Raw genomic sequence first — 22,941 nt, 5'->3', positions numbered from 1 at the left:
CAACAGTCTGAACGGTGTGCGCAGTGACGCGTGGCCGCGCATGTCGCTCAGAAGATCTCGATGAAAGCAGTGTGATGGACCACTCGACCGCCTCCAGTTCCTCTCCGTCCGAGCGCGCCTCGGCACTCCTCGAACGGATGACCCTGGCGGAGAAGTGCTCGCAGCTCTCGAGCATCTTCGCGTGGGAACTTATCCGGCCAGACGGTTCACCGTCGCAGGCCGCACCGGAGACCCTAGCGACGCCGCCCGGTCACGTCGCGCAGCTGATCCTCGAGGATGCCCGTCAGCTGGCCGACACCATCGGACTTCTGCAGCGGCGTTTCGTCGAGGACACCCGACTGGGCATCCCCGCGTTATTCCACGCGGAAGCGTTGAACGGCATCCTCGCCGGCGGTCACCCGGCCTTCCCGACCGCGATCGGCCTCGCCGCCGGCTGGAGCCCAGCCTTGGTCAGGGCGATGGCCGATCTGACCCGCCGGCAGATGATGCGCGTCGGTCTGCGGCACGCACTCTCACCAGTCATGGACGTCGCGATCGACCCCCGCTGGGGACGTGTGCATGAGACGTTCGGCGAGGACCCGTATCTCGTCGCGGCGCTCTCGGTCGCCTTCACCAGGGGCATCCAGGGCGACGACCTGGCGTCCGGCGTGCTGGCCACCGGGAAGCATTTCCTCGGCTACGCGGCGCCGGAGGCGGGGATGAACTCGTCGATCGCGACGATTGCCTCCCGCCGGATGCGGGACGTGTTCGCGTTCCCGTTCGAGGCGGCCATCAACCAGGCTGGCCTCGCGTCGGTCATGAACACCTACGCCGACATCGACGGAGTCCCCGTCGGCGCGTCGAAGGAGATCCTCACCGACTTTCTCCGAGGCGAGCTGGGTTTCACGGGCTTCGTCTCCGCCGACTACGCGAGCATCGAGCAGCTCGCCACACGGCAAGGCGTGGCCAGCGACCTCGGTGAGGCTGCACGGCTCGCGCTGGGCGCCGGTCTCGACGTCGAGTTCCCGCGGACGGTCGCCTACGGACCGGTACTCGTGGACGAGGTGGCGAACGGTCGACTGGACATCGGTGTCGTCGACAGGTCCGTTCACCGGGTCTTGGAGGCGAAGTTCCGACTCGGGCTGTTCGAGCATCCCTACCCAACCGAGTCGATCGATCTCGCGGCAATCCCGGCAGAGGGAGACGATCTGTCGAAAGAGCTCGCGCAGCGTTCGGTGGTCGTCCTCGAGAACGACGGGGTGTTGCCACTCGATCCAGCCGGCCGCCGTATCGCCGTGATCGGCCCGCACGCCGACGCCCCCGAACTCCAGTTCGCCGCCTACAGCTACGTCTCCTGGCGTCAGGCCGTCGAGGCGATCCACCTCGGTGGCGAGATGACCATGGTCGGCATCGACAACGACGCCGACGCCTGGCTCCGCGAACTCGTTGTGCCGGGTGAAGCCTCGCACCTCGGACGCGACCGATATGGCACGACGTCAATCGCCGAGGCACTCGTCGCCCGCGGCGCGCTGACCACGGTGGAGGCGGGCTCCAGCCTCACGAACGACCTGGACCCGGCGGACCTCGCGCGGGCCGTGGAAGCAGCGAGCGCAGCAGAACTCGTCGTGGTCGCGCTCGGCGGAGCCAGTCTGTGGTTTACCGGAGAACGGACTGAGGGTGAGGCCAGCGACACGGCCGACATCGCCCTCCCCGCCTCGCAGACACGCGTCCTCGAGGCGGTGGCCGCCACAGGTACGCCGTTCATCGTGGTTCTGGTGCAGGGGCGGGCGTACACGCTTCCCGAGGTCGTGGCTCAGGCACGGGCGATCGTCATGTCCTCCTATGGCGGCCCGTTCGGGGCATCCGCGGTGGTGGACGTCATGGTCGGCGACGCCGAACCGATCGGCAGACTGCCGTATTCGATCCCGAAGCACGTCGGGCAGGTCCCGATCTACCACCACCGGACGGCCGGGAGCGGTGGTCGTCCCGCGACCGCTGGTTACCACACGGCCGGGTATCTGGATATGGACGCCGATCCGGCGTATCCGTTCGGCCACGGGCTGGGGTTCACCTCATTCGAGCTCGGTGACGTCACGACTCCCGACGTCGTGCCGACCGACGGGACGTTCGACGTCGAGGTGCCGGTTCGGAACGTCGGTGCCCGGAACGGGTCCACGATTATCCAGCTCTATCTGCGTTCGCGGGTCAGCGGCGTCATCCGCCCGTTCCAGCAGCTGGCGGGGTTCGCGCAAGTGGATCTGGAGCGCGACGCGAGCGCGGTCGTCCGGTTCCGGGTCCACACCGACCAGCTGGCCGCGTCCGCGGTGGATCGCCGGGTCACAGTGCAGCCGGGATCGCTGGAAATCGCGATCGGTTTCGACGCCACTGCACCCGTGGCGGGCCCGCCACTCCGCGTCGAGGGTCCCGAGCGGGTCGTCCGTGGGGTCGACCGGACGTTCTTCTCCGAGGTTTCCGTCCGCGCGACGTCACACGAGGGCTGAGCTGACGGCGGCCGCCGCCGTCCGAGGTCAGCGTCTCTCGACCGCCACAGCCGACCGGAACACGCGTTCGTCCGCGCGAAGGGGACGCTTCGTCCCGGTCAGCGTCGCCGATCCCACGACCTGCTCGTCCGCCGAGTCGAAGCCGATGAAGATCCCGACCTCGCCCGGGTCCACGACGAAGTCGCCGGCAAGGTCGGTGTAGCCCAGCTGCGCCGCGTCGACCGTGAACTCGACCCGTGCAGATGCTCCCGCTTCGAGCGGAACGCGCGCGAAGCCCGCCATCTGCTGGGCCGGGCGCGACACGCCGGACCCGGTCAGCCGTAGATAGAGCTGTGGGACAGCGACGCCGGCACGATCACCGACGTTGCCGACGGTGCACGCGATACGCGCGGAGCCGGTCGTGCCGAAGGAAGCTGTAGCCTCGAGCGACTCGACCCGGAACTCGGTGTACGAGAGCCCGCGCCCGAAGGGGTACAGCGGTGTTGCGGGCATATCCAGGTAGAGCTCGGCCACGTCCGGCGGCAGCGGGTTGCGGTAGCCGGAGCCGGATCGCTGATGGTGGAAGATCGGGACCTGCCCACCGTGACGAGGGATCGTGTACGGGAGCTTGCCGTTCGGAGTGTTCTCGCCGAAGAGCGTCTCACCCACCGCGGTCGGACCGAACGGGCCGTTGTAGGAGGTGAGGACGATAGCCGAGGCATCCTGCACGACGGTCGGAAGGGTGTACGCCCGGCCCTGGGTCAGGACGACGACGAGCGGCCGGCCGGTCGCTGCAACCGCTTCCGCGAGACGGACCTGTGCCGCGGGCAGGGCGATATCGGCGGAGTCGCTCCCCTCGCCCTCGGTGCGCTCACCGTTGAACCAGAGGCTGGCGCCACCGAGCGCGAGCACGACGACGTCCGCGCTCTCGGCCGCCGCGACGGCTTCGGCGAGAGCATCGTCACCGAGATCGCGCGTGAGCGAGCTCCCCGGCGCGGTGACGACCCGTCCGGCGTGGTCCGCGACGGCTTCAACGAGCGACCTCGCTCCGAGGTGCTCGCGGACGTAGTCTTCGACGGGGGCGTTGGAGAAAACCCGCTCGTTCCAGGCGGCCATCTCCGGGTCAACGCCGACCATGTTACCCATGCCACCGGACGTCATGAACGTTGTCATCTCACGGAACGCGGGGTAGCTGTAGGTCGCGAACTGGTAGGTCACCGCATCGGCGTGTGGGCCGATGACGGCGACCGTCTGCCCGGCATCGGGGTCCAAAGGGAGAACTCCGTCGTTCTCGAGGAGCACCACCGATCGCCGCGCGAGCTCCCTGGATAGCTCGGTGCCCTCAGCAGCAGCTGCACCAAGATCAATCGACTTGCACGGATATGGGTGCTCGAACAGTCCTAGACGGAACTTCGCCGCGAGGACACGTCGCACAGAGGCGTTCACATGCGCCAGGTCGACGCGGCCCGCCTCGACCTCTGTGATGAGCGCGTCGCCGTAGCCGAAGGGCAGTGGGAACTCGGTGTCGAGCCCGGCCTCGATCGCGAGACGCCCCGCTTCCCCCGGGGTCTGAGCGGCTCCCTGGCGGTTGACCAGGTGATCAAGCGTCATGTAGTCGGAGGAGACGAAGCCGCTGAACCCGAGCGTGTCCCGGAGCAGTCCGGTGAGTACCGCGGATGATGCTGCCGCCGGCACTCCGTCGATCCCGGAGTAGGAGTTCATCACGGAGGCCAGTCCGGCGTCTTGGATCGCTGCCTCGAACGGGAAAGCAAAGAGGTCACGCGTCCGGCGCGGCCCGCCCTCGTAACCAGACAGGTTGATGCCGCCTTCGGGGAGTCCGTAGCCGACGAAGTGCTTCGCCGTGGCAATCACGCCCTCGCTGAGGGTCGGCCCCTGCATCCCCTGCGTGAACGCGACACTGAAGGCGGCGACGAGGTACGGGTCTTCGCCATAGGTCTCGTGCACGCGACCCCATCGAGGGTCGAGCGCGATGTCCATGTTCGGTGACAGGGCCTGACGCACGCCGACACGCGTCATCTGCTGTCGGATGACGTCCGCCATCTCGGCGACGAGCTCGGGACTCCACGTGGCTGCGAGGCCGGTGGGTGTCGGGAAGACCATGTGGCCGCCCGCCAGGAATCCGTTCAACGCCTCCGTGTGGACGAGCAGCGGGATCCCCAGTCGGCTATTCTCCACCATGGCACGCTGGAGGCGACCAACGATGTCGGCCATCGACGCCGGGTCGTCGACGCCGAAGTTGCAGATGTGGCCGGGCGAATCCTCGAGCGTCTGCGCCAGTCGGGGTGACGCGGCGCCGTCGGCCTCGTGAAAGTACCAGGGAGCGACGGAGGTCAGTTGGAACGCCTTCTCCCTGAGCGTCATCTCGGCGAGGAGCAGTTCGACGCGTTCGTCGACGGGCAGGGCTTCGTCGAGGTGCGGACGAGGTTCGGTCACTTGAGGTTTCCTTCTGGGGTGGGGTCGAGCTTGGAGGAGAGGGTGTCATCCAGGATCTGCAAGACGTGACGGTAGGGTTTGCCGGTCGCTCGCGTCATGCCGAGTTCGCACGTCCGGTTGACCGATCCGTGGGCCTCGGCGGCCGCACGCCGCACCTCGATCGCCTCGGCAGCGGTCGCGGACGCGGTGAGCTCCGGGTGGAGCATCCCGCGATCGCCGGCGAACGCGCAGCAGCCCCAGTCGTCCGGGATGAGCACCTCGTCGGCGGCCACTGCCGCCACGCGGGCCAGCGCACCGTCGATCCCCAGTCGACGTGACGAGCACGTCGGGTGGAGCGCGAGCGAGGAGACCTTCTCCCCCACCGGGAGGTGCGGCAGCACCTGCTCGTCCACGAACGCCACGGCGTCGACGACCCGGATATCGAGCTCGTCAGCGCTCGCGAGCAGGACGTGGAGGCCTTCGGTGCACGAGGACGCGTCGCACACCACCGGGAGCTTGCCGCCGCGGGTGGCCCGGCGGAGCGATTCGGTGACGCGCGAGCGCATCTCGGCGTACCCCTCGGTCAGTCCCTTCGACTTCCACGGGGTGCCGCAGCAGAGCGACGGGATGTCGTCCGGGGTCGCGACGCTCACGCCCGCGCGTTCGCAGAGACGGAGGAACGACTCACTGACGCCGTCGCCGCCCTCCGGCCCAAACATCGTGGTGGTGCAGCTCGAGAAGTACACGGCGGCCGGTTCAGCGGCGGTGATCACCTTCCGACGTCGGCCGCCGGCAGGAAGTTCCGCGGAGTACTTCGGCACAGTGTCGTCGCCGAGTGCGGCGCGCCCGACTGTCGTCGCGAGCCCAGGCAGGGCCGACGGCACGCCTTTGGCCAACGTCAGCGCGACGCCGCCGACACGGCTCACTGTGTCCCAGTTCTTCGCGACACCCTTCCAAGCGGCCTGCGCGATCGCAGACGCGTTCTCAGCTCGGAGCCGCCGGGTGAGATCGCCGGTGTTGATCTGCACCGGACACGCGATCTGACACATGCCGTCCACTGCGCACGTCTCCACGGCGTCATATTCGTACTCACGTTCCAGCGTGCGCAGGAGCACCGTGTCGCCGGCGTTGTCCGCCCGAGCGATCTCGCGGCGGAGCACGATCCGTTCCCGAGGGGTGGTCGTAATGTCACGGCTCGGGCAGACGGGTTCGCAGTAGCCGCACTCGACGCAGCGGTCGACTTCCGACTCCACCGTCGGCGCCGTCTTGAGGTCGCGGACGTGCGCCTCTGGATCGTCGTTGAGGAGGACGCCAGGGTTCAGCAGGCCGTCCGGATCGACGAGGCGCTTCAGCTCCTGCATAACCTCGTACAGCTCGGCGCCGTACTGACGCCGCACGAACGGCGCCATGATACGGCCGGTCCCATGCTCAGCCTTGAGCGTGCCGTGCTGGGCGAGCACGACCTCGACCATCTCCTCGGTGAACACCTCGTACCGCTGGAGAGACACCGGGTCGTCGAAACGCTCGTTGAGCATGAAGTGGATGTTGCCGTCCTTCGCGTGCCCGAAGATGACGCTGTCCTCATACCCGTGCCGCTCGAACAACTCGATGAGCTGCGTGCACGTTTCATAGAGGCGGTGGACCGGGACAGCGATGTCCTCCAGGAGCGCCGTGGTCCCCGACGGGCGGCTGCCCGCGACGAGCGTATAGAGACCCTTCCGGATGTGCCACAGCTGGGCACGGCGAGCCGGGTCGGTACTGAGCACGCCCGAGCTCGCGAGCGGCAGGGAGCCGAACACCTCCGTGGCCTGCGCAAATCGGACCGCGAGTGCCTCCTCGGAGTGCTCTTGGTATTCGACAAGCAGCGCCGCCTGAGCCTCGACCCGTAGGGCAAGGAGGTCCTCGGTCGCTTCGGGATCGCGCTGGGCGACACGCAGACTTGTCGCGTCGAGGAGCTCGATCGTCGCGAATCCGGCGGCGACGAGGGCCGGAAGCGCGCTCGTCGCTGCCGCAAGGTCGGAGAAGATCAGGAGACCGGTGGCGACCGACGTCCCGACCGCGACAGTTCTGAAGGTCGCCTCGGCGACGAAAGCGAGCGTGCCCTCGCTCCCGATCACGAGGTGGAGCAGGAGGTCGACGGCGCTGTCGTGATCGAGGAAGGAGTTGAGACCGTACCCCATCGTGTTCTTGATCGAGTACAGCTCGCGGATGAGCGCCACCGACTCAGGGTTCTCGCGGACCCGATCGCGAAGGCGCAGCAGTCCAGCGTGCAGTTCGGGTTCCGCGCGGAACAGGCGTTCGTCGGCGTCGAGCGCTGACGTGTCGATGACCGTCCCGCCGGGCAGCACGAGGATCGCGGACTCCAGGGTGCGGTAGGTGTTGTCCGAGATGCCGCACGCCATCCCGCTCGAGTTGTTGGCGACGACACCGCCGATGGTGCAGGCGATCTCGCTCGCCGGGTCTGGTCCGAGCTTGCGCTTGTGGCGAGCGAGCCTCGTGTTCACGGCTCGGACCGTCGCCCCTGGTCCCGTGCGGACCCGGTGACCGTCATCGAGGACCTCGATGCCTCGGAAGTGACGACGCGTGTCGACGAGGACACCCGACGAGCTCGCCTGACCGCTGAGGCTCGTGCCGCCGGAGCGGAACGTCACGGGAACGTTCTGGTGACGGCTGGCCGCGAGGACGGCCGCCACCTCTGCGGCGGTCGTCGGGGTGACCACGGCTTGCGGCGTCAGCAGGTAGTGCGAGGCGTCGTGGGCGGATGCCAAACGGTCCGTCGCGCGGGTCGCTACCGCCCCGGGAGCGGCGAGGACGAGCGAGGCGACGAGCGCTTCGGAGACCGGCGCCAGCGTCGTGAAGGACTCAGTGCGACTCACGGCTCACCCTCGATCCGCGAGAACCGCGCAGGAAGTCGAGGTCGGCGCCGGTGTCCGCTTGCATGACGTGGTCGATGTACAGCCGTTCCCAACCACTTCGTGGGTTCGCGAAGCCCTGCACGGTCGCCTCGTTCGGAACGCGGAGGGCGAGCTCGTCGGCAGGGACCTCCAGCTCGAGCCGTCCCGCACGGACGTCAAGCAGGATGCTGTCGCCCGTCTGCACGAGGCCGAGCGGTCCGCCTGCGGCCGCTTCCGGCGTGACATGGAGAACGACGGTACCGTACGCGGTTCCGCTCATCCGACCGTCGCAGATGCGCACCATGTCGCGCACACCGCGTTCGAGGAGCTTCTTGGGCAGGGGCATGTTCGACACCTCGGGCATGCCCGGGTAGCCGCGCGGCCCGCAGCCACGGAGGACCATGATCGAGTTCTCGTCGATGTCGAGGTCCGGGTCGTCGATGCGCTCGTGGAAGTCCTCGATGCTGTCGAATACGACCGCCGGCCCCCGGTGCTTCAACAGGTGCGGCGACGCGGCGGCTGGCTTGATGATGGCACCACCGGGTGCGAGGCTGCCGCGGAGCACGGAGATGCCGGCCGCCGACTGCAGGGGCGACTCACGGGGCGTGATGACCTCCCGATCCCAGATCCGGGCGTCATCGAGGTAGTCAACCAGTGGCTTCCCCGTGATCGTCAGCGCGTCGGGGTCGAGCAGGTCTCGGACCTCGCGCAACACCGCGAGGAAGCCTCCGGCGCGATGCAGGTCGTCCATGAGGAAGCGGCCGGCCGGCTGCAGGTTCACGAGCAGCGGGACGTTCGCACCTATGCGGTCGAAATCGTCAATCGTAAGGTCGATGTCGAGACGACCGGCGATGGCGAGCAGATGCACGACGGCGTTGGTCGAACCCCCGATTGCGGCGAGCGCGACGATCGCGTTGTGAAAGTTGGCGGCGGTGAGGAACGTGCTCGGGCGTCGGTCCTCGGCCACCAACTGGACTGCCAGGCGGCCCGTCTCATGGGCGGCTTCGAGCAGACGGCTGTCGGGCGCGGGCGTCCCGGCGAGACCCGGCATGATCGTGCCGAGCGCCTCTGCGACGAGCGCCATCGTCGACGCCGTGCCCATCGTGTTGCAGTGCCCTTTACTCCGGATCATCGACGACTCGGACTTCAGGAACTCCTGCTGGCTGAGGGTTCCTCCGCGGACCTCTTCACTCAGCCTCCAGACGTCCGTGCCGCACCCGAGGCTCTCACCGCGGAACGTTCCCGTAATCATCGGGCCACCCGGCACCACGATGGCAGGAAGATCGACGGATGCCGCGGCCATCAGGAGTGCGGGGATGGTCTTGTCGCAGCCGCCGAGCAGGACGACACCGTCGATTGGGTTGGCGCGGAACATCTCCTCGGTCGCCATCGCTGCCATGTTCCGCCACAGCATGGCGGTCGGTCGCACCTGCGTCTCGCCGAGGGACACCACGGGGAGATTGAGTGGGATGCCACCGGCCTCGTAGATGCCGTTCTTCACCGACTGCGCCACCTCGTCGAGATGGGAGTTGCAGGGCGTCAGGTCCGAAGCGGTGTTCGCGATCGCGATTTGCGGCCGACCGTCGAACGCCGAACCAGGGGTCCCGCGCCGCATCCAGGCTCGGTGAATGTACGCGTTCCGGTCGTCGCCGTCATACCACTCGGAACTCCGCAGCCTAGAGGGCATACTTTCCCAACTTTCAGAATTGCTGTTCAACTGTTAGAACTTCTGAGTAGCATAAGGTCTCGACGAATAAAAGGCACGCCCATCCGTCGCGCTTCCCACAATCCAGGAGAACCACCCCCCATGACCCAGAGAACCGTCGCGCGAGTCGCCAACGACGCTGTGCACATCCTGGCGGAAGGACCGGTCTGGGACGCCAAGAGAAGCCAGCTGCTGTGGGTGGACATCAGACGCGGACTTGTCGCATTCGGACGGCTCGTCGGCGACGGGTCCGTCGCCATCACCGACGAACGGCGGTTCGACGAGACGGTCGGCGCGGTCGCAGTCTCGACTGACGGTGACCTTCTGATCGCCGGCGCCGAATCGCTCCTTGTCCAGTCCGCGGCCGGAGACCTCCACCGAGGACCGTGGATCCTGCCGCCGGACAGCGGCCGCAGGCTCAACGATGGGAAGGTCGACCCCGCCGGTCGCTTCCTCATCGGATCGCTCGACCTGACCGACGCTGGATTGTCCGGCGAGACGCTCACCATCATCGACTCCGACGCGACGATCCGCGTCCTCGACAGCGACCTCACGCTCTCGAACGGGCTTGCCTGGAGCACCAACGGACGGACGCTCTTCAGCGTCGACACGCTCAGCCGCATCGTGTACCGACGCTCCTACGATTCCGAGCACGGCACCACAGGCGGACGGCAGGTGTTCCTGCAGCTGTCCTCGGGGTATCCCGACGGCATGTGCATGGACGCCGAAGACCACCTCTGGATCGCCCTGTGGGGTCTCGGAGAGGTCCACCGGTATTCCCCGGATGGCGACCTCGTCGCGATCGTCGAGACGACCGCACCGCACACGTCCAGCGTCGCGTTCGCCGGACCGCTCCTCGACACCCTGGTGATCACCACAGCGACCCAGGGGCTCAATACCAACGAGCTGCACGAGCATCCCGACTCAGGGAAGCTCTTCACTGTGACACCCGGGGTGCTCGGTGCACCCGTCGCCCACTGGGGCGGATTCACTGCCTCTCCCAACACCCACCCACTCGTGAGGACACTATGAAACTGTTGCGAATCGGAGCAGCCGGAGCAGAGCAGCCCGCAGCGCTCGTTGGCGAGGAGACCTACGTCGACCTCTCGGACGTCGTCACGGACTTCGACGAACGGTTCTTCGGCGACGGCGGCATCGACCGCATCCGCCCCATCATCGAGGAGCGCGCACGGCAGGGATGGACGCGGACGCTGGACGGTGTCCGCATCGGCGCGCCCATCGCCCGCCCACACCAGATCCTCTGCATCGGCCTGAACTACAGCGACCACGCGGCAGAAACCGGTCAGGCAGTCCCCGAGGAGCCAATCCTGTTTACGAAGTCACCCAATACCCTCGTCGGCCCGTACGACGACGTGCTCATCCCCCGAGGTTCGACCAAGCCCGACTGGGAGGTCGAACTCGGCATCGTGATCGGCAGGCGCACGAGCTACCTCGACAGTGTCGAGGACGCTCGCGAGGCAATCGCCGGATTCGTCACGGTCAACGACGTCAGCGAGCGCGCCTTCCAGCTCGAACGCGGCGGCCAGTGGGCGAAGGGCAAGTCGGCGGAGACGTTCAACCCGGCTGGTCCGTGGCTGGTCACGCCCGACGAGATCGACGACGTCTCGGACCTCGGCATGTGGCTGGACGTGAACGGGATTCCGCGACAGACCGGATCCACCTCGACCATGATCTTCGACCCGTACTTCATCGTCCACTACCTGAGCCAGTTCCTGGTCCTCGAACCCGGCGACCTCATCAACACCGGAACCCCACCCGGTGTGGGCATGGGCTTCACTCCACCGATCTGGCTGCAGCCGGGCGACGTGATGGAACTCGGCATCGATGGCCTCGGCTCCCAGCGACAGCACGTCCTGGCACCCCGATGAGGGCCTTCGTTCTCACCGGGCCGCACGAGTTCGAAGTACAGGACGTCAAGCCCCCTGAGGCTACGCCGGCGAACGTCGTCATCGACGTTGAGCGGGTCGGGGTGTGCGGCACTGACGTCGAGTTCTACACGGGTGAAATGCAGTACCTCCATGAGAGCCTCGCCGAATATCCGCTTCGCCTCGGCCACGAGTGGAGTGGCACGGTCAGCGCGATCGGCGACGGAGTCGACCGGTCTTGGCTGGGTCGCAGGGTCACAGGCGACACCATGCTGGGCTGTGGCGTCTGCCGCCGCTGCCTCGCCGGGAACCAGCACGTGTGCGAGCACCGCTACGAAGTGGGGGTCCGCGGGGGCTTCCCCGGCGCACTCGCCGAACAGCTGGCGATGCCCGTGCGCGCACTGCATGCTCTTCCCGAGGACCTCGACCCCGCGCTCGGCGCCCTCGTAGAGCCGGGCGGGAACGCGCTGCGGTCGGTCTGGGGCGCGAACCTCGAGGAGGGCGACCGCGCACTAGTGCTGGGCCCAGGGACGATTGGCCTCCTCGTGGCACTCTTCGCCCAAGCGCAGGGGGCCGAGGTCCACCTCATGGGCCGCTCCGAGCGTTCGCTCGAGTTCGCCCGCACGCTTGGCTTCGACGGCGTGTGGTCGGCCGACGCCCTCCCCGACGTCCCGTTCGACGCGGTAATTGACGCGTCTAACGCACCTTCACTTCCGGCGCAGGCCCTCGACCTCGTCGAACCGGCCGGTCGGGTCGTGTATGTCGGTCTGGCCGGAAGCCCGAGCCTCCTCGACACGCGCACGATGGCTCTGAAGGACGTGACAGCGGTAGGAATTCTGAGCGCCTCACCGGGCCTCACGGCGACGATCGACCACTACGCGAGTGGCGCGGTCGACCCACGGCCGCTCATCGCGGCCACGGTCGGACTTGGTTCGGTCGGCGCGGTACTCGGCGGAGAACGTCCTCCGTCCTCCGGCCCGGGCCCGAAGATCCACGTCGACCCGTCGCTCGACTGAACCGCCTGGAAGCAGAAGTCCCATGAGCGAATTCTCCGGCCTCGTCAAGGTGGCATCAGCGCCTGCCGTCAACCTCATCAGCAGCGAGCTGGTGACCGCGGCAGCACTCGCCCATCTGCGCCGGAGCGCCCACCCGGCGATCATGAACAGTCGTTCCGCCAAGTCATCAAGGCGCCCCGGCGACGCCAATCGCTCGGTCGGCTCGTCACCCCTGACGAGGTCATCACAGCTATCACCTACCTCGCCTCGGCTGACAGCGGATCGACCAGGGGAACCGTCCTGACCTTCGACGGCGGCATATCGAGCATCCGCATCCCGACGGTGTGATCAGCACACCGTTGTCATTTCGAACGAAAGAGCACACCATGACCACAGCACTCATCACCGGCGGCGCACGAGGCCTCGGCGCTGCAGCCGCCGAGCGCCTCCGTGCCGATGGGATCACCGTCGTCACCGTGGACCTCGTCGGTGACGTCGACCGCCACCTGGATATCACCGATGAGGCCGCGCTCTCTGCGCTCGCCGCCGAGCTCGGCGCGGTCGACATCCTCATCAACTCGGCCGGGATCGTCGGACCAGGCGTCCCGCTCATCGAGACGAGGCACGCTGACTGGGAGCAAGTCTTATCGGTGAACGTGCTCGGCACAGTCGCCATGATGCGTGCGTTCGTCCCAGGAATGGTCGAGCGAGGCTGGGGACGGGTCATTAACTTCGCGAGCATGGCTGGCAAGGACGGCAACCCGAACCTGTCGATCTATTCGGCGTCGAAGGCGGCTGTGATCGCCCTCACGAAGTCCGCCGGCAAGGAGCTCGCGACGACCGGTGTGCTCGTGAACGCCATTGCGCCCGCGGTCATCGCGACCCCGATGAACGCCACCACGGCACCGGACGCACTGGCCCACATCACCGGCCTCATCCCGATGAAGCGCATCGGCCGTCCCGAGGAGGTCGCCGAACTCGTCGCGTGGCTCTCGTCCGACAAAGTGAGCTTCTCCACCGGGGCCATCTACGACATCAGCGGCGGGCGAGCGACCTACTGATCCACGGCGTCGCCCGGCAATCCGCCATCGACGAGCGAGCGGATGTTCCGTTCCTCGGCGATGAGCTGGTCGAGCGACATACGGAACACCAGCGCGCTGACGCTAATGGCTCCCATCGCCGGCAGCTCGGGGTCGAGGCGGAACGGGACGGCGATGCAGTTGATGCCGGGTTCGTTCTCCTGGTCGTCGACGGCGTAGCCACGCTGTTTGATCGTCTGCAGCTCCTCCCACAGTGCACCGATCGACGTGATGGTCCGCTCCGTTCGCGCAACCAGGTCGGCGCCGTGCAAACGTCGTCGGAGTTCCTCCTCGCTCGAAACTTCCAGGGCCAGGAGGAGCTTGCCCACTCCGGTGCGATAAGCGGGGTTCCGGCCCCCGACCTCGGAGGTGAGGCGCACGGCGCCTCCCGCAGGGTCGACCTTCGCACGGTAAACGATCTCGGGCCCGTCGAGCACCGCGAAATGCGCCGTCTCGCCGTACCGTTCCGCGAGCGAGCGGAGGATGGGTTCAACGCGCGCAGCCGCTGGGCGCCCCGCCGAGTTGAGGAACGCCAAGCGGAGAAACTCGTCGCCCAGCACGTACACGCCGCGTGACACTTGCTCGGCCAGGCCGGCCGCACGCAGGGCGGCCAGCGCTCGGTGCACGGTCGACTTGGAACCGCCGAGGATGCCAGTCAGGTCGTCGAGAGCTATCCCGGCAGGGTGCTCGGCGAGCTCCGTGAGGACGGCGAGAACTCGCGCTGCACCCACCACACGGTCGGCAGAATTCTCGGTCGTGCTACTCATCTCCACCATTCCACCATGTGGAAGCGCGTTCCGCCCCGAGATCAACAGTACCGACTCGGCGGCGCTTTTGCGCAAGGAACAGCATATTCGGCCCGAGAACTGCCATCCTCGATCCCACCATCAACTCGCCGGTACCGCCCCGGAAGCAGCACGTTCGTTCCGGAGGAACCGCGATCATGACGACGACCAAACCGTCCATCGGAGACCAAAGACAAGTCGCTCCACAACTCGTGGTTCTGCTCGGACTCCTGGCCGTGCTCGGCCCGTTGACGATCGACCTCTACCTCCCGGCGTTCCCGCAGATGCAGGAAGCGCTGTCCACGACGCCTACGCAGATCCAGTTGACGCTGAGCGCCGCGACCATCGGCTTCGCGATCGGCCAACTCATCGTCGGACCGTGGAGCGACACCGCGGGGCGACGCCTGCCACTTCTGGTCGCTACGACCACGCACGTCGCCTCGAGCCTCGCAATAGCCGCCGCGCCGGACGTCACCTGGGTCCTCGTCCTACGCGTCGTCCAGGGGGCGGGGGCTGCTGGTGGCGGTGTCGTGGCCATGGCGATGATCCGCGATGTGGCGGAGGGCAGGCAGCTCATCCGTGGACTCGCGAGGGTGGCGCTGTTCACCGGCATCGCTCCGATCGTGGCACCGTTCCTCGGCGCCCAGCTCATGCACCTCTTCGACTGGCGCGGCATCTTCGTCGTGGTGGCAGCGTACGGTTCGACCATGCTCCTGGCCTGTGTCCTGTGGCTCCCCGAGACGCATTCTCCCGAGAGCCGATCACGTAGGCCCGGGCGCGCGACCGTGTGGGGGAACTACCGCGCGCTCCTCTGGGATCGTCGTTTCATCGGCGTCGCGCTCATCGGCGGTATGATGGTCTCCGCCGTGTTCGCCTACCTCTCGAGCTCCTCGTTCCTCTTCCAGCAACAGTTCGGGATGACACCCCAGGTCTACGGCGTGGTCTCAGCCGGCAACGCTGTGGCGTTCGTGATAGGCACGCAGGCGTCGGCGGTGATCGCGGAACGGACGTCGCCCATCATGGTGCTCCGTGTGGTGCTGCCCGCCATGGCGGTCGCGGGCTTCTTTCTCGGCCTGATCTCGCGGACGTTCCCCGGCTTCGGCCCCGTCCTTCCCACGATGTTGCTATTTTTCGCTCTGGCGGGTGCGTGTGGTCCCTGCCTCGGCGCGACCGGATTGGCAGACCACGCAGCCCGCGCCGGGACCGCGGCAGCGCTGCTCGGCGCCGTGAACTTCGGACTCGCCGGTGTCGCAGCCCCGATCGTGGGCGCTCTCGGCGTGACGACCTTCGTCCCACTTGGTCTCGTGATGGGATCGGCGATGACGCTCGCCACCCTGTTGCTCTGGCTCATGGTGTCCCGGCCCCGACGAACCGCTCCGGCACGATGAACTCCGACGACCCGGGTACCGCAGCCAAGCGGGTCACCGAATACACGACCGTCGTCGCTCTGGGAAGCTCCTTTGCGGCCGGGCCGGGGATCACGCCGATTGCGAATCGCGCCGCGAAGCGATCCGCCGACAACGCCGCCCAGCTGGTGAGTCGGACACTCGGCGCGCGCCTCATCGATGCCTCGGTCTCCGGAGCGACCACCGCGACCATCCTGCACGACTCGCAACGCGCGGGTGGACGGCGGTTTCCCCCCCAGATCGAGAGCGTCGATGAGAATGCGGATCTCATTCTCGTGACCGCAGCCGGCAACGATCTCCAGTACATCGGCAGCCTGTGGTCGCGATCCTTGGCCAACGCCCGCACTCGAAACGTTCTGACGCGTTGGATCGGCGAGCGTTCAATCCGTCGCGCACCCCTCGTCCCACCCACCGCCGATCAGCTCCGGCGAGCCACCGACGGCCTGTCGGAGATCGTCGTTGAATGCCGCCGCCGGGCGCCGGGCGCGCGCGTCGTACTCGTCGACTATCTTCCGGTGATCGACGACGACAGTGCGCCTGGGCCGATCCTCCCACTGAGCGCGGACGAAATCGACCACTTTCGGAATGTAGCCCAAGAGCTGGCAGCTGTTTTCGCGGCAGCGGCGAAGAGGACTGGAGCGGACCTCGTCCCCGCCTCGGCATACGGCACCGGACATGGCGCGGGAAGCACGGACGCCTACACGCTGGGCTGGCAGGTCCGCGCGAACGACGGCTCGCACTTCCACCCGACCCGCGCGGGTATGCGCGCCGCCGCGTCAGCGATCCTCGGGATCCTCTAGGCGACCCGGAGACCCAGCGCGCGGTCTCCAGCGTGGCCACGCACCAGAGGCACGTGAGGAGCGTTGTGAAGAGGTTGCCTGCGTAGCGCCATGAACCCCTCGTCACCCAGGAGTTCGGACCAGGTCCCGTCTCTAGGTGGGCCACCCGCAGCCACCAGAGCATCGTAGAGCCGACCCACGCCGGAGTTCGCAATCGAAGCGAGGGGGGGACCTCACTCCCAGGCAGACGGCGTCGTCGAGCAAGTGGGGTGCGCGATGGACGCAAGAGCGAACGTCGACGAGCCTGTGAAAAGGCTGGATGATGCGCGATCTCCAAAGGAAGAGTCAGATGCTAAGCGCGGTTTTGAGCGCGCTGAGGATCCGGTTCCCACGATCCCACCCGCCCATCAGGTTCGCCAGATATCCGACCGCGACGCCGTGCTCGGGATCCGCGAACGCGATCTGCCCACCGGCGCCGTCATGGCCGAACGAGCGCGGGGTGAGGTAACGCTGCCAATCGGAGGGGACCATGACACCGGCGCCCCAGGACTGATAGGGCGGGGGCCCGACAGGGAATCGACCAGGACCGGAGCTCCGGAGCGCCCTCAGCACCTCGACCGTCTCATCGCTGATCGTGCGGCGTCCTAGGGTCTCAACGACCGTCGACGACCATATGCGCGCGAGACCCGATGCCGTCCCCACACCACCGACACCCGCGAGCAGGTGACGAAACACCTCCGGGCGGTTGAAGTCGGGGATACCAATCCCGCCACCCAACGTCATCGCCCGCTCATGCCAGGTCACCGCCTCCGGATCGGCATCCGGGACGGCGTTCGAGAATTGGCTCGGTTCGGCTTCCTCGTCGACCCAGTGGCTGAGGCGAGGCAGCTGATCGTCGGACAGCCCGAAGAACACGTCCGCCTGCAAAGGGCCGGTGAGGTGATCCCGCAAGAAGCGGGAGAACGGCACCCCGGATGCGCGTTCTACCAGCTGTTGGGTGAAGACTCCGTGGGTGAGAGCGTGATAACTGTGATTCGTGCCAGGCTCCCAAAGCGGCTCCTGAGCGGCAAGTACGTTCGCCAAAGTCACTCCGTCCAGTACCTGCTCCTGGGTGAGGTCCTTGCGAGGTGCCGAGACACCACCACGGTGCGCCAGAGCGTCACCGATGGAGAGCGAAGCCTTGCCGTTCGCCCCGAATTCGGGCCAGATCTCGGACACCGGGGTCTCGAAGGAGGGGATGAGTCCTCGCTCGACGAGCATCGCAACTAGCAGAGTCGCGACGCCTTTCGAGCAAGAGAAGAAGGGGACCAAAGTATCAGCCGTAAAGCGCTTCCCGATCCGGAAGTCGGCCACTCCACCGTGAACGTCGACGACCTGACGACCGCCAACCCAGACCGACAACTGGCCGCCAGTGCGGCCGTCGTCGGTGATCGTCGACGCGAACGCATCCACAACGACGCCGAACCCGTCCTCGCTCCATCCGACCGGCGAAGACTCCACGGTTCCCTTCCTTTCAGTTCCGATGCTGCTGGTCATCTTCCACGCCTCTCAGTCATTCGCTTTGTGCCCGTGATCGGCCGGCCGGTTCATCACTTGGACGTGTATGAAACCGAGTGAACCGTGCCTCCGGAGTGTGTTCCGAGCGCGAGCATTCGGCCGGTGAACCCGCCCGCCACCTCGGTGGAGACATAGCGGCCATCCAAACGTCCGAGTTCGTGCACAACTCCGTCGGGACCGATTACCGACAGCACGATGTCGTCTGGTCCCTGCATGCGCAGGGGTTCCGGTCTTGCGCTGGGCTCCGTACTCTCGATTCGCAGGACGGCTCGGTCCCCTTCGATCGCGATCTGACCAATCCCGTGATGGATTGTTCCGATCTGCGCTCGAGCGTGCACACGCTGATCTTCGAGTCTCAACGCGTACCAGTGTGTGTCGTCGAGGCGGAGCGAGAACATCGCCGACCCACTCACCGTCGCCTCAGCGCGCCACCGCAGATCCTGCACTCGAGCGCAAATGATCCCCGGGACCTGTTTTGCCCGCAGGGCGAGTCCGCCCTCTGGCAGCACCTCCGACAGCTTGTCTGGTTCGCCACCAGGACTCACCCAACGCAGGTCGAGTGTCGGCGAGCTGAAATCGTCGGAGAAGGAATTGTCCACCTGCGGCACCATGTAAGCCTCTTCGTCGAAGACCGGCCAACCCTCGGCCCAGTCAATACCGGCCAGGAAAGTTTCTCGACCCAGCACGTGGAACCCGGGGGTGGAGCCGCGACTCCGGACGCCCAAGTACACCGCCACCCACCCGCCGTCAGGGGTCTGCACGAGATCCGCGTGGCCAACGTTCTGCACCGGATGGGTGATGACGCTCCGGCGGGAGAAGATGGGGTTGTCCGGGTGTGACTCGAACGGGCCGGAAGGATGTGGTGCTCGCGCAACAGTCACGGCGTGTCCGCGCTCAGTGCCGCCCTCGGCGAGCATGAGATACCAGGCTCCGTCGACGGCGTAGAGGTGGGGGCCCTCCGCAGCATCGAGACCGCTCCCCTGCCAAATCGGGTACGGCGCCGACAGCAGCGCGCCCGAATCGAGGTCGAGACGTGCCTGGAGGATGCCAGTCTCCGTCACGAAGTCCATACCCTTCCAACTGAGGAAGCAGTCGCCTTCATCGTCCCAGCAGAGGTCCGGGTCGATGCCGATGGCTTCGCCGATGAAGACCGGCTCTGACCAGGGACCGGCCGGATCAGTCGCCGACACCAGCACCTGACCCGATCCGAAATCACTGACGTTCGTGGTGACGTACCAGAACCGACCGTCATGGTGTCGCAGGGTGCCAGCGTAGATGCCGTTCGACTCCGCTCCGGTGCCAGGGCGGAACTGACTTCGGCGGGACAGGATATGGCCGAGCGGAGACCAGGTGAGGAGGTCTGTGCTGTGGAAGATCGGCACCCCCGGGAAATACTCGAAGCTCGAGGTCGCGATGTAGTAGTCACCACCGACCCGACAGATGGTCGGATCCGGGTGGAACCCGTGAAGGATCGGTTCGACCGCGGCACTGATCCTCGGCGGATAGACCGTGTCGGTCACTGGAGTTGTGATCATTTGACTGGACACCTCGGGCTCGTCTTCGGCTGTGTTTCGGCAGCGATGCTGCATCTCGTGCGGTTGTTGTGCAGCAGTTCTGCGAGAGTACCCGTCACCTCGACCCTCGGACCAAGGTGACGGGCACCGTCGCATGGCGGGAGTCGACCTACTCGGCACCCTTGTCATACGCAGCCTGAATCTTCGCCAGCGTGCTGTCGACGGTGTCGTTTCCGAGCATCAGGGACTGAACGGCCACGTTGATCGTGTCCTGCGTGTTCGCGTTTGGCCAGACCGGCAGCTTGGTGAAGCTGCCAGAGTCGATGTACTTCGCGAACTCGGTGAGGCCAGCTGGCGCCTCGTAGCCCTCCTGGGGGATGGCCGGAAGCGCCGCGAATCCCGCTGCGTGCGTGGCGATCTGCTTCGGCTCCGACAGGAACTCAAGGAACGCCTGCGCCGCAACAGGGTTCTTGGCCTTCGCATTGATCGCCAAGGTGTAGCCAAGCAGCGCAGCGGCAACCGTCTCTTTCGCATCGTTGGTTGCGGGCATTGGTGCGAAAGCCAACTTCGCGTCCGGCGCCTTCGCCTGGATGGCGCTCATCACGGCGGACACGTCAACGATGCCGAGCGCCCGACCAGCGGCAACATCGTCGCCTCCTTGAGCACGGTCACGACCAAGCGCACCTTCGCCGAAGCAGCCCTCATCGTTCATCTTCTTGTAGATTTCGAGCTGGTCCTTCCAGCCGGACTTCGCGAAGTCGAAGGTCCCGTCTGTGGTCTCTTTCGCAGCGTCAGGGTCCGGTCCGTAGACGAGCGTCGCTGTCTGTGCGTAGGACATCATCTGCGGTCCGCCGGTGGACTCGCCGAGGCCCTGCGCATATGCGTAGACACCTTGGTCCTTCGCGTCAGCGCAGAGCGTGAACACCTCGTCGAGCGTGGTCGGGATCTTCAGGCCGTACTCGTCAAGCGTGGACTGGTTGTAGATGGCCCCCATACCCTGCGCAATGCCGGGGTAGGCGTACGTCTTGTCCTTGTAGTTAACCTCGCTCTTCCACTGATCCGGAATGGTCTTGGTCCAGGGCGAGGAAGACAGGTCGAGCAGACGCCCCTGAGACGCGAGAGTCAGAACCGTCGTACCACCGCCGGCACCGGGGGTGCCGCCAGGGAATGTGATGAGAATGTCGGGTGCGGTACCCGCCTGTAGCTGCGTGCTGAGAACGCTGCTGAGGTCTCCACCCTGATAGGTGATGTCCATCTTGACGCCCGGGTGCTCCTTCTCGAAGGCCTTGGCTATCGGGTCGATCGAGCTCTTGAACGTCGCGTCCCAGATCCCCGTGACGGTTCCGGTGATTTCACCGCTGGTGCTCGCGGGGGCTGCGCCGCCGCCGGAACAGCCGGCGAGCAGTGCACCTGTCATGACAATGGCGGTAACGCCAAGTCCGGTCCGAATCTTCATCGATCCTGCTTTCTGTGATTGCTGTTGAGAGTGATGTGAGGGTTGGTGCCGACCGGCAGAGCCGGAAGTCTGTTTCGTCGTGCGGTGCCCGTAGTTCAGCCCTTGAGACCGCCGGCGAACCCCTGGATGACGTACCTCTGAAAGACCAGGTAGATCGTCAAGACCGGGACCATCGAGATGATGAGCGCGGCGAAGATCAACGACCAGTTGGTCGAGTACGCACCGACGAACTGATAGATCGCGACGGGGATCGTGGTGATCCCACTCCCGGCGAGGTAGAGCAGCGGGCTGAAGAAGTCATTCCAGATACCGACGCCAACCAGGATGATGAGGGTTCCAAGCACCGGTCGGAGGAGTGGAAGCACGATGTTGAAGAAGACCCTGGCGTCGCTGCAGCCGTCGATTCGAGCCGCCTCTTCGTACTCGAGGGGGACGCTGGAACGGAGGAAGGTCGTCGTGAGGAAGATTGCGAACGGCATGTTCCCGCCGACGTAGATGATGATCAGCGCCCAGGGCGTGCCGAGAAGTCCAAGATCTCGCATCGTCAGATACAGCGGCAGCAGGGCAACCTGAGCAGGCACAAGGAGTCCGATGAGGAAGAAGTAAAACGTCGTCGTCGACAGCTTCGCGGTCGATCGGGCCAGAGGGTAGGCGGCCATCGTCGCGATGACCATGATCGCGATGCAGGACACGGTGGTGATGAGCATGCTTGTCGCGATGGCTGCGGGCAGACCGGATTGCGTCCACACCTGCACGAAATTGTCCCCCGTCGTCCGAGTGCTCGGGATGAAAGCAGGCGTGAAGTCGCCAGCGGGTCGGATGGCCAGGTTCACGAGGAGGTAGACCGGGATCAGGAAGAAAAGCGTCGAACCGTAGGAGAAGACGTAGCCGCCTGTGCGACCGAGGGTGTTCGAAGTACTCATGAATTGCGCTCCTGACGGCGGAGGACGGCGAACTGGATGAGCGAGAGGATCGCGACGCCGATGGCGAGGAGGATGGCGAGCGCTGCGGAGAGCCCGTAGTACCCGTACTGCGAGAAGTTCTTGAAGATCAGCGTCGAGATAGTCTCGGTCGATCCCGCCGGGCCACCGCCCGTGATAGCGAAGATTTGGTCGAAGACCTTCAAGCCGCCGATAAGTCCGATCATCAGATTGATGGTGACGGCAGGCGCGAGGAGCGGTCGGGTGACGTACCAGAACTTCTTCCACGTGCTGGCGCCATCCAGAGACGCGGCCTCGAGGAGCTCCGGCGGAACGCCCTGCAGCCCGGCCAGGTAGATGATCATCGTTGAACCCGTGAACTGCCAGATGATGACGAGGATGATGATCCATAGCGCCGAGGTGGGATTGCCCAGGAAGTCGACCTGCGGTAACCCGAAAGTCTTGAACACGACGTTGAGCGCGCCGGTGTTCGGCGGGCCAAAGATGTACTTGAAGAGGTATCCGACCACCAGGGGCGACACGACCATTGGGGCGAAGATGATCGTGCGGAGTACGTTGCGCCCCCTGAGACGACCGTTGAGCACGACTGCCAACAGCAGACCAAGGACGTTCTGTGCGACGACCGTAATGATCGCGATGAACAGCGTGCGGAATGCGGCGTCCCCAGAGTCGCCCTGGAACAGGGTGACGAAGTTGTCGAACCCGACGAAGGTCGCATCGAGTTTGAATGCCGACCAGTCCGTCATCGACATGTAGCCGCCCTGGACCGTCGGGACGATCACGATGAGCAGGTAGACCGCGACCGCGGGTACCGCGAACCACCAGAGCGCTCGACCCACGGAACTGCGTCGGCGGCGCGGTCCGCGGGTTCTGTTCGGCGGCGCCGGTACCGCGACCGGTGTTTTGATTGTCGTCGTCATTGACCTACCTGCTTGGGATGCGTTTCGTTCTCCGAAGCCACGTCTGAGCATTCGGTTACCCGGTGGCGAAGTGATCATATGTTGGGTAAAGTCCGTTCCGTGCGGCACTTGCGCAAAAGGTGCGCCCAGACC

At 66.1% G+C, this 22,941-nt stretch carries 17 protein-coding genes; 8 read left to right on the top strand and 9 right to left on the bottom strand.

Annotation, left to right across the window (positions count from 1 at the left end):
* The first annotated feature begins 74 nt into the window (after positions 1 to 74).
* Complete coding sequence (locus tag ACQG07_RS10305) at positions 75 to 2,480, top strand: glycoside hydrolase family 3 N-terminal domain-containing protein (RefSeq protein ID WP_426738215.1); 2,406 nt, start codon at positions 75 to 77, stop codon at positions 2,478 to 2,480.
* Between the two features lie 27 nt (positions 2,481 to 2,507).
* On the opposite strand, the gene ACQG07_RS10300 is transcribed toward ACQG07_RS10305, so the two are convergent.
* The 3 genes from ACQG07_RS10300 to ACQG07_RS10290 are packed head-to-tail and all read right to left on the bottom strand — an operon-like array spanning position 2,508 to position 9,473.
* Positions 2,508 to 4,913 (bottom strand): glycoside hydrolase family 3 N-terminal domain-containing protein, encoded by a 2,406-nt coding sequence (locus ACQG07_RS10300; protein ID WP_426738214.1) that lies wholly within the window; start codon positions 4,911 to 4,913, stop codon positions 2,508 to 2,510.
* Positions 4,910 to 7,768: an FAD-binding and (Fe-S)-binding domain-containing protein gene (locus ACQG07_RS10295; RefSeq protein WP_426738213.1), complete on the bottom strand. Its 2,859-nt coding sequence runs from the start codon at positions 7,766 to 7,768 to the stop codon at positions 4,910 to 4,912. The genes ACQG07_RS10300 and ACQG07_RS10295 overlap by 4 nt, the downstream gene beginning before the upstream one ends.
* Complete coding sequence (locus tag ACQG07_RS10290) at positions 7,755 to 9,473, bottom strand: IlvD/Edd family dehydratase (protein ID WP_426738212.1); 1,719 nt, start codon at positions 9,471 to 9,473, stop codon at positions 7,755 to 7,757. Before ACQG07_RS10290 ends, ACQG07_RS10295 begins: the two co-directional genes overlap by 14 nt.
* A 120-nt stretch (positions 9,474 to 9,593) precedes the next feature.
* On the opposite strand from ACQG07_RS10290, the gene ACQG07_RS10285 reads away from it, so the two are divergent.
* Genes ACQG07_RS10285 through ACQG07_RS10265 form a run of 5 tightly spaced genes read left to right on the top strand, consistent with a single transcriptional unit; the run spans position 9,594 to position 13,433 of the window.
* Positions 9,594 to 10,523 (top strand): SMP-30/gluconolactonase/LRE family protein, encoded by a 930-nt coding sequence (locus ACQG07_RS10285; RefSeq protein WP_426738211.1) that lies wholly within the window; start codon positions 9,594 to 9,596, stop codon positions 10,521 to 10,523.
* A complete protein-coding gene (locus ACQG07_RS10280; RefSeq protein WP_426738210.1) occupies positions 10,520 to 11,380 on the top strand; it encodes a fumarylacetoacetate hydrolase family protein in 861 nt (286 codons plus the stop codon). Before ACQG07_RS10285 ends, ACQG07_RS10280 begins: the two co-directional genes overlap by 4 nt.
* A complete protein-coding gene (locus ACQG07_RS10275; RefSeq protein ID WP_426738209.1) occupies positions 11,377 to 12,393 on the top strand; it encodes a zinc-dependent alcohol dehydrogenase in 1,017 nt (338 codons plus the stop codon). Before ACQG07_RS10280 ends, ACQG07_RS10275 begins: the two co-directional genes overlap by 4 nt.
* A gap of 30 nt (positions 12,394 to 12,423) precedes the next feature.
* On the top strand, positions 12,424 to 12,720 hold the full coding sequence (locus ACQG07_RS10270; RefSeq protein ID WP_426738328.1) for an SDR family oxidoreductase: 297 nt from the start codon (positions 12,424 to 12,426) through the stop codon (positions 12,718 to 12,720).
* Between the two features lie 38 nt (positions 12,721 to 12,758).
* Complete coding sequence (locus ACQG07_RS10265) at positions 12,759 to 13,433, top strand: SDR family NAD(P)-dependent oxidoreductase (RefSeq protein ID WP_426738208.1); 675 nt, start codon at positions 12,759 to 12,761, stop codon at positions 13,431 to 13,433.
* Here the strand turns inward: ACQG07_RS10265 and ACQG07_RS10260 are convergent.
* On the bottom strand, positions 13,427 to 14,218 hold the full coding sequence (locus ACQG07_RS10260; protein WP_426738207.1) for an IclR family transcriptional regulator: 792 nt from the start codon (positions 14,216 to 14,218) through the stop codon (positions 13,427 to 13,429). The genes ACQG07_RS10265 and ACQG07_RS10260 overlap by 7 nt on opposite strands.
* 176 nt (positions 14,219 to 14,394) lie before the next feature.
* Between ACQG07_RS10260 and ACQG07_RS10255 the strand changes: the two genes are divergently transcribed.
* Both ACQG07_RS10255 and ACQG07_RS10250 read left to right on the top strand, forming a co-directional pair.
* Complete coding sequence (locus ACQG07_RS10255) at positions 14,395 to 15,624, top strand: multidrug effflux MFS transporter (RefSeq protein WP_426738206.1); 1,230 nt, start codon at positions 14,395 to 14,397, stop codon at positions 15,622 to 15,624.
* On the top strand, positions 15,621 to 16,442 hold the full coding sequence (locus tag ACQG07_RS10250; protein ID WP_426738205.1) for a GDSL-type esterase/lipase family protein: 822 nt from the start codon (positions 15,621 to 15,623) through the stop codon (positions 16,440 to 16,442). The genes ACQG07_RS10255 and ACQG07_RS10250 overlap by 4 nt, the downstream gene beginning before the upstream one ends.
* A gap of 324 nt (positions 16,443 to 16,766) precedes the next feature.
* On the opposite strand, the gene ACQG07_RS10245 is transcribed toward ACQG07_RS10250, so the two are convergent.
* From ACQG07_RS10245 to ACQG07_RS10225, 5 genes are all read right to left on the bottom strand, one after another.
* Complete coding sequence (locus ACQG07_RS10245; protein WP_426738204.1) at positions 16,767 to 17,957, bottom strand: serine hydrolase domain-containing protein; 1,191 nt, start codon at positions 17,955 to 17,957, stop codon at positions 16,767 to 16,769.
* Between the two features lie 53 nt (positions 17,958 to 18,010).
* Positions 18,011 to 19,498 (bottom strand): family 43 glycosylhydrolase, encoded by a 1,488-nt coding sequence (locus ACQG07_RS10240; RefSeq protein ID WP_426738203.1) that lies wholly within the window; start codon positions 19,496 to 19,498, stop codon positions 18,011 to 18,013.
* 163 nt (positions 19,499 to 19,661) lie between these two features.
* On the bottom strand, positions 19,662 to 20,948 hold the full coding sequence (locus tag ACQG07_RS10235; protein WP_426738202.1) for an ABC transporter substrate-binding protein: 1,287 nt from the start codon (positions 20,946 to 20,948) through the stop codon (positions 19,662 to 19,664).
* A 95-nt stretch (positions 20,949 to 21,043) separates the two neighbouring features.
* Positions 21,044 to 21,871: a carbohydrate ABC transporter permease gene (locus tag ACQG07_RS10230; protein WP_426738201.1), complete on the bottom strand. Its 828-nt coding sequence runs from the start codon at positions 21,869 to 21,871 to the stop codon at positions 21,044 to 21,046.
* Positions 21,868 to 22,809, bottom strand: coding sequence for a carbohydrate ABC transporter permease (locus tag ACQG07_RS10225; RefSeq protein ID WP_426738200.1), 942 nt, complete (start codon positions 22,807 to 22,809; stop codon positions 21,868 to 21,870). The genes ACQG07_RS10230 and ACQG07_RS10225 overlap by 4 nt, the downstream gene beginning before the upstream one ends.
* Positions 22,810 to 22,941: the final 132 nt, after the last annotated feature.

This window comes from Plantibacter sp. 2H11-2, from assembly GCF_050031945.1.
Lineage (GTDB): Bacteria > Actinomycetota > Actinomycetes > Actinomycetales > Microbacteriaceae > Plantibacter > Plantibacter auratus.
This window is presented reverse-complemented; position numbering and strand designations above follow the sequence as displayed.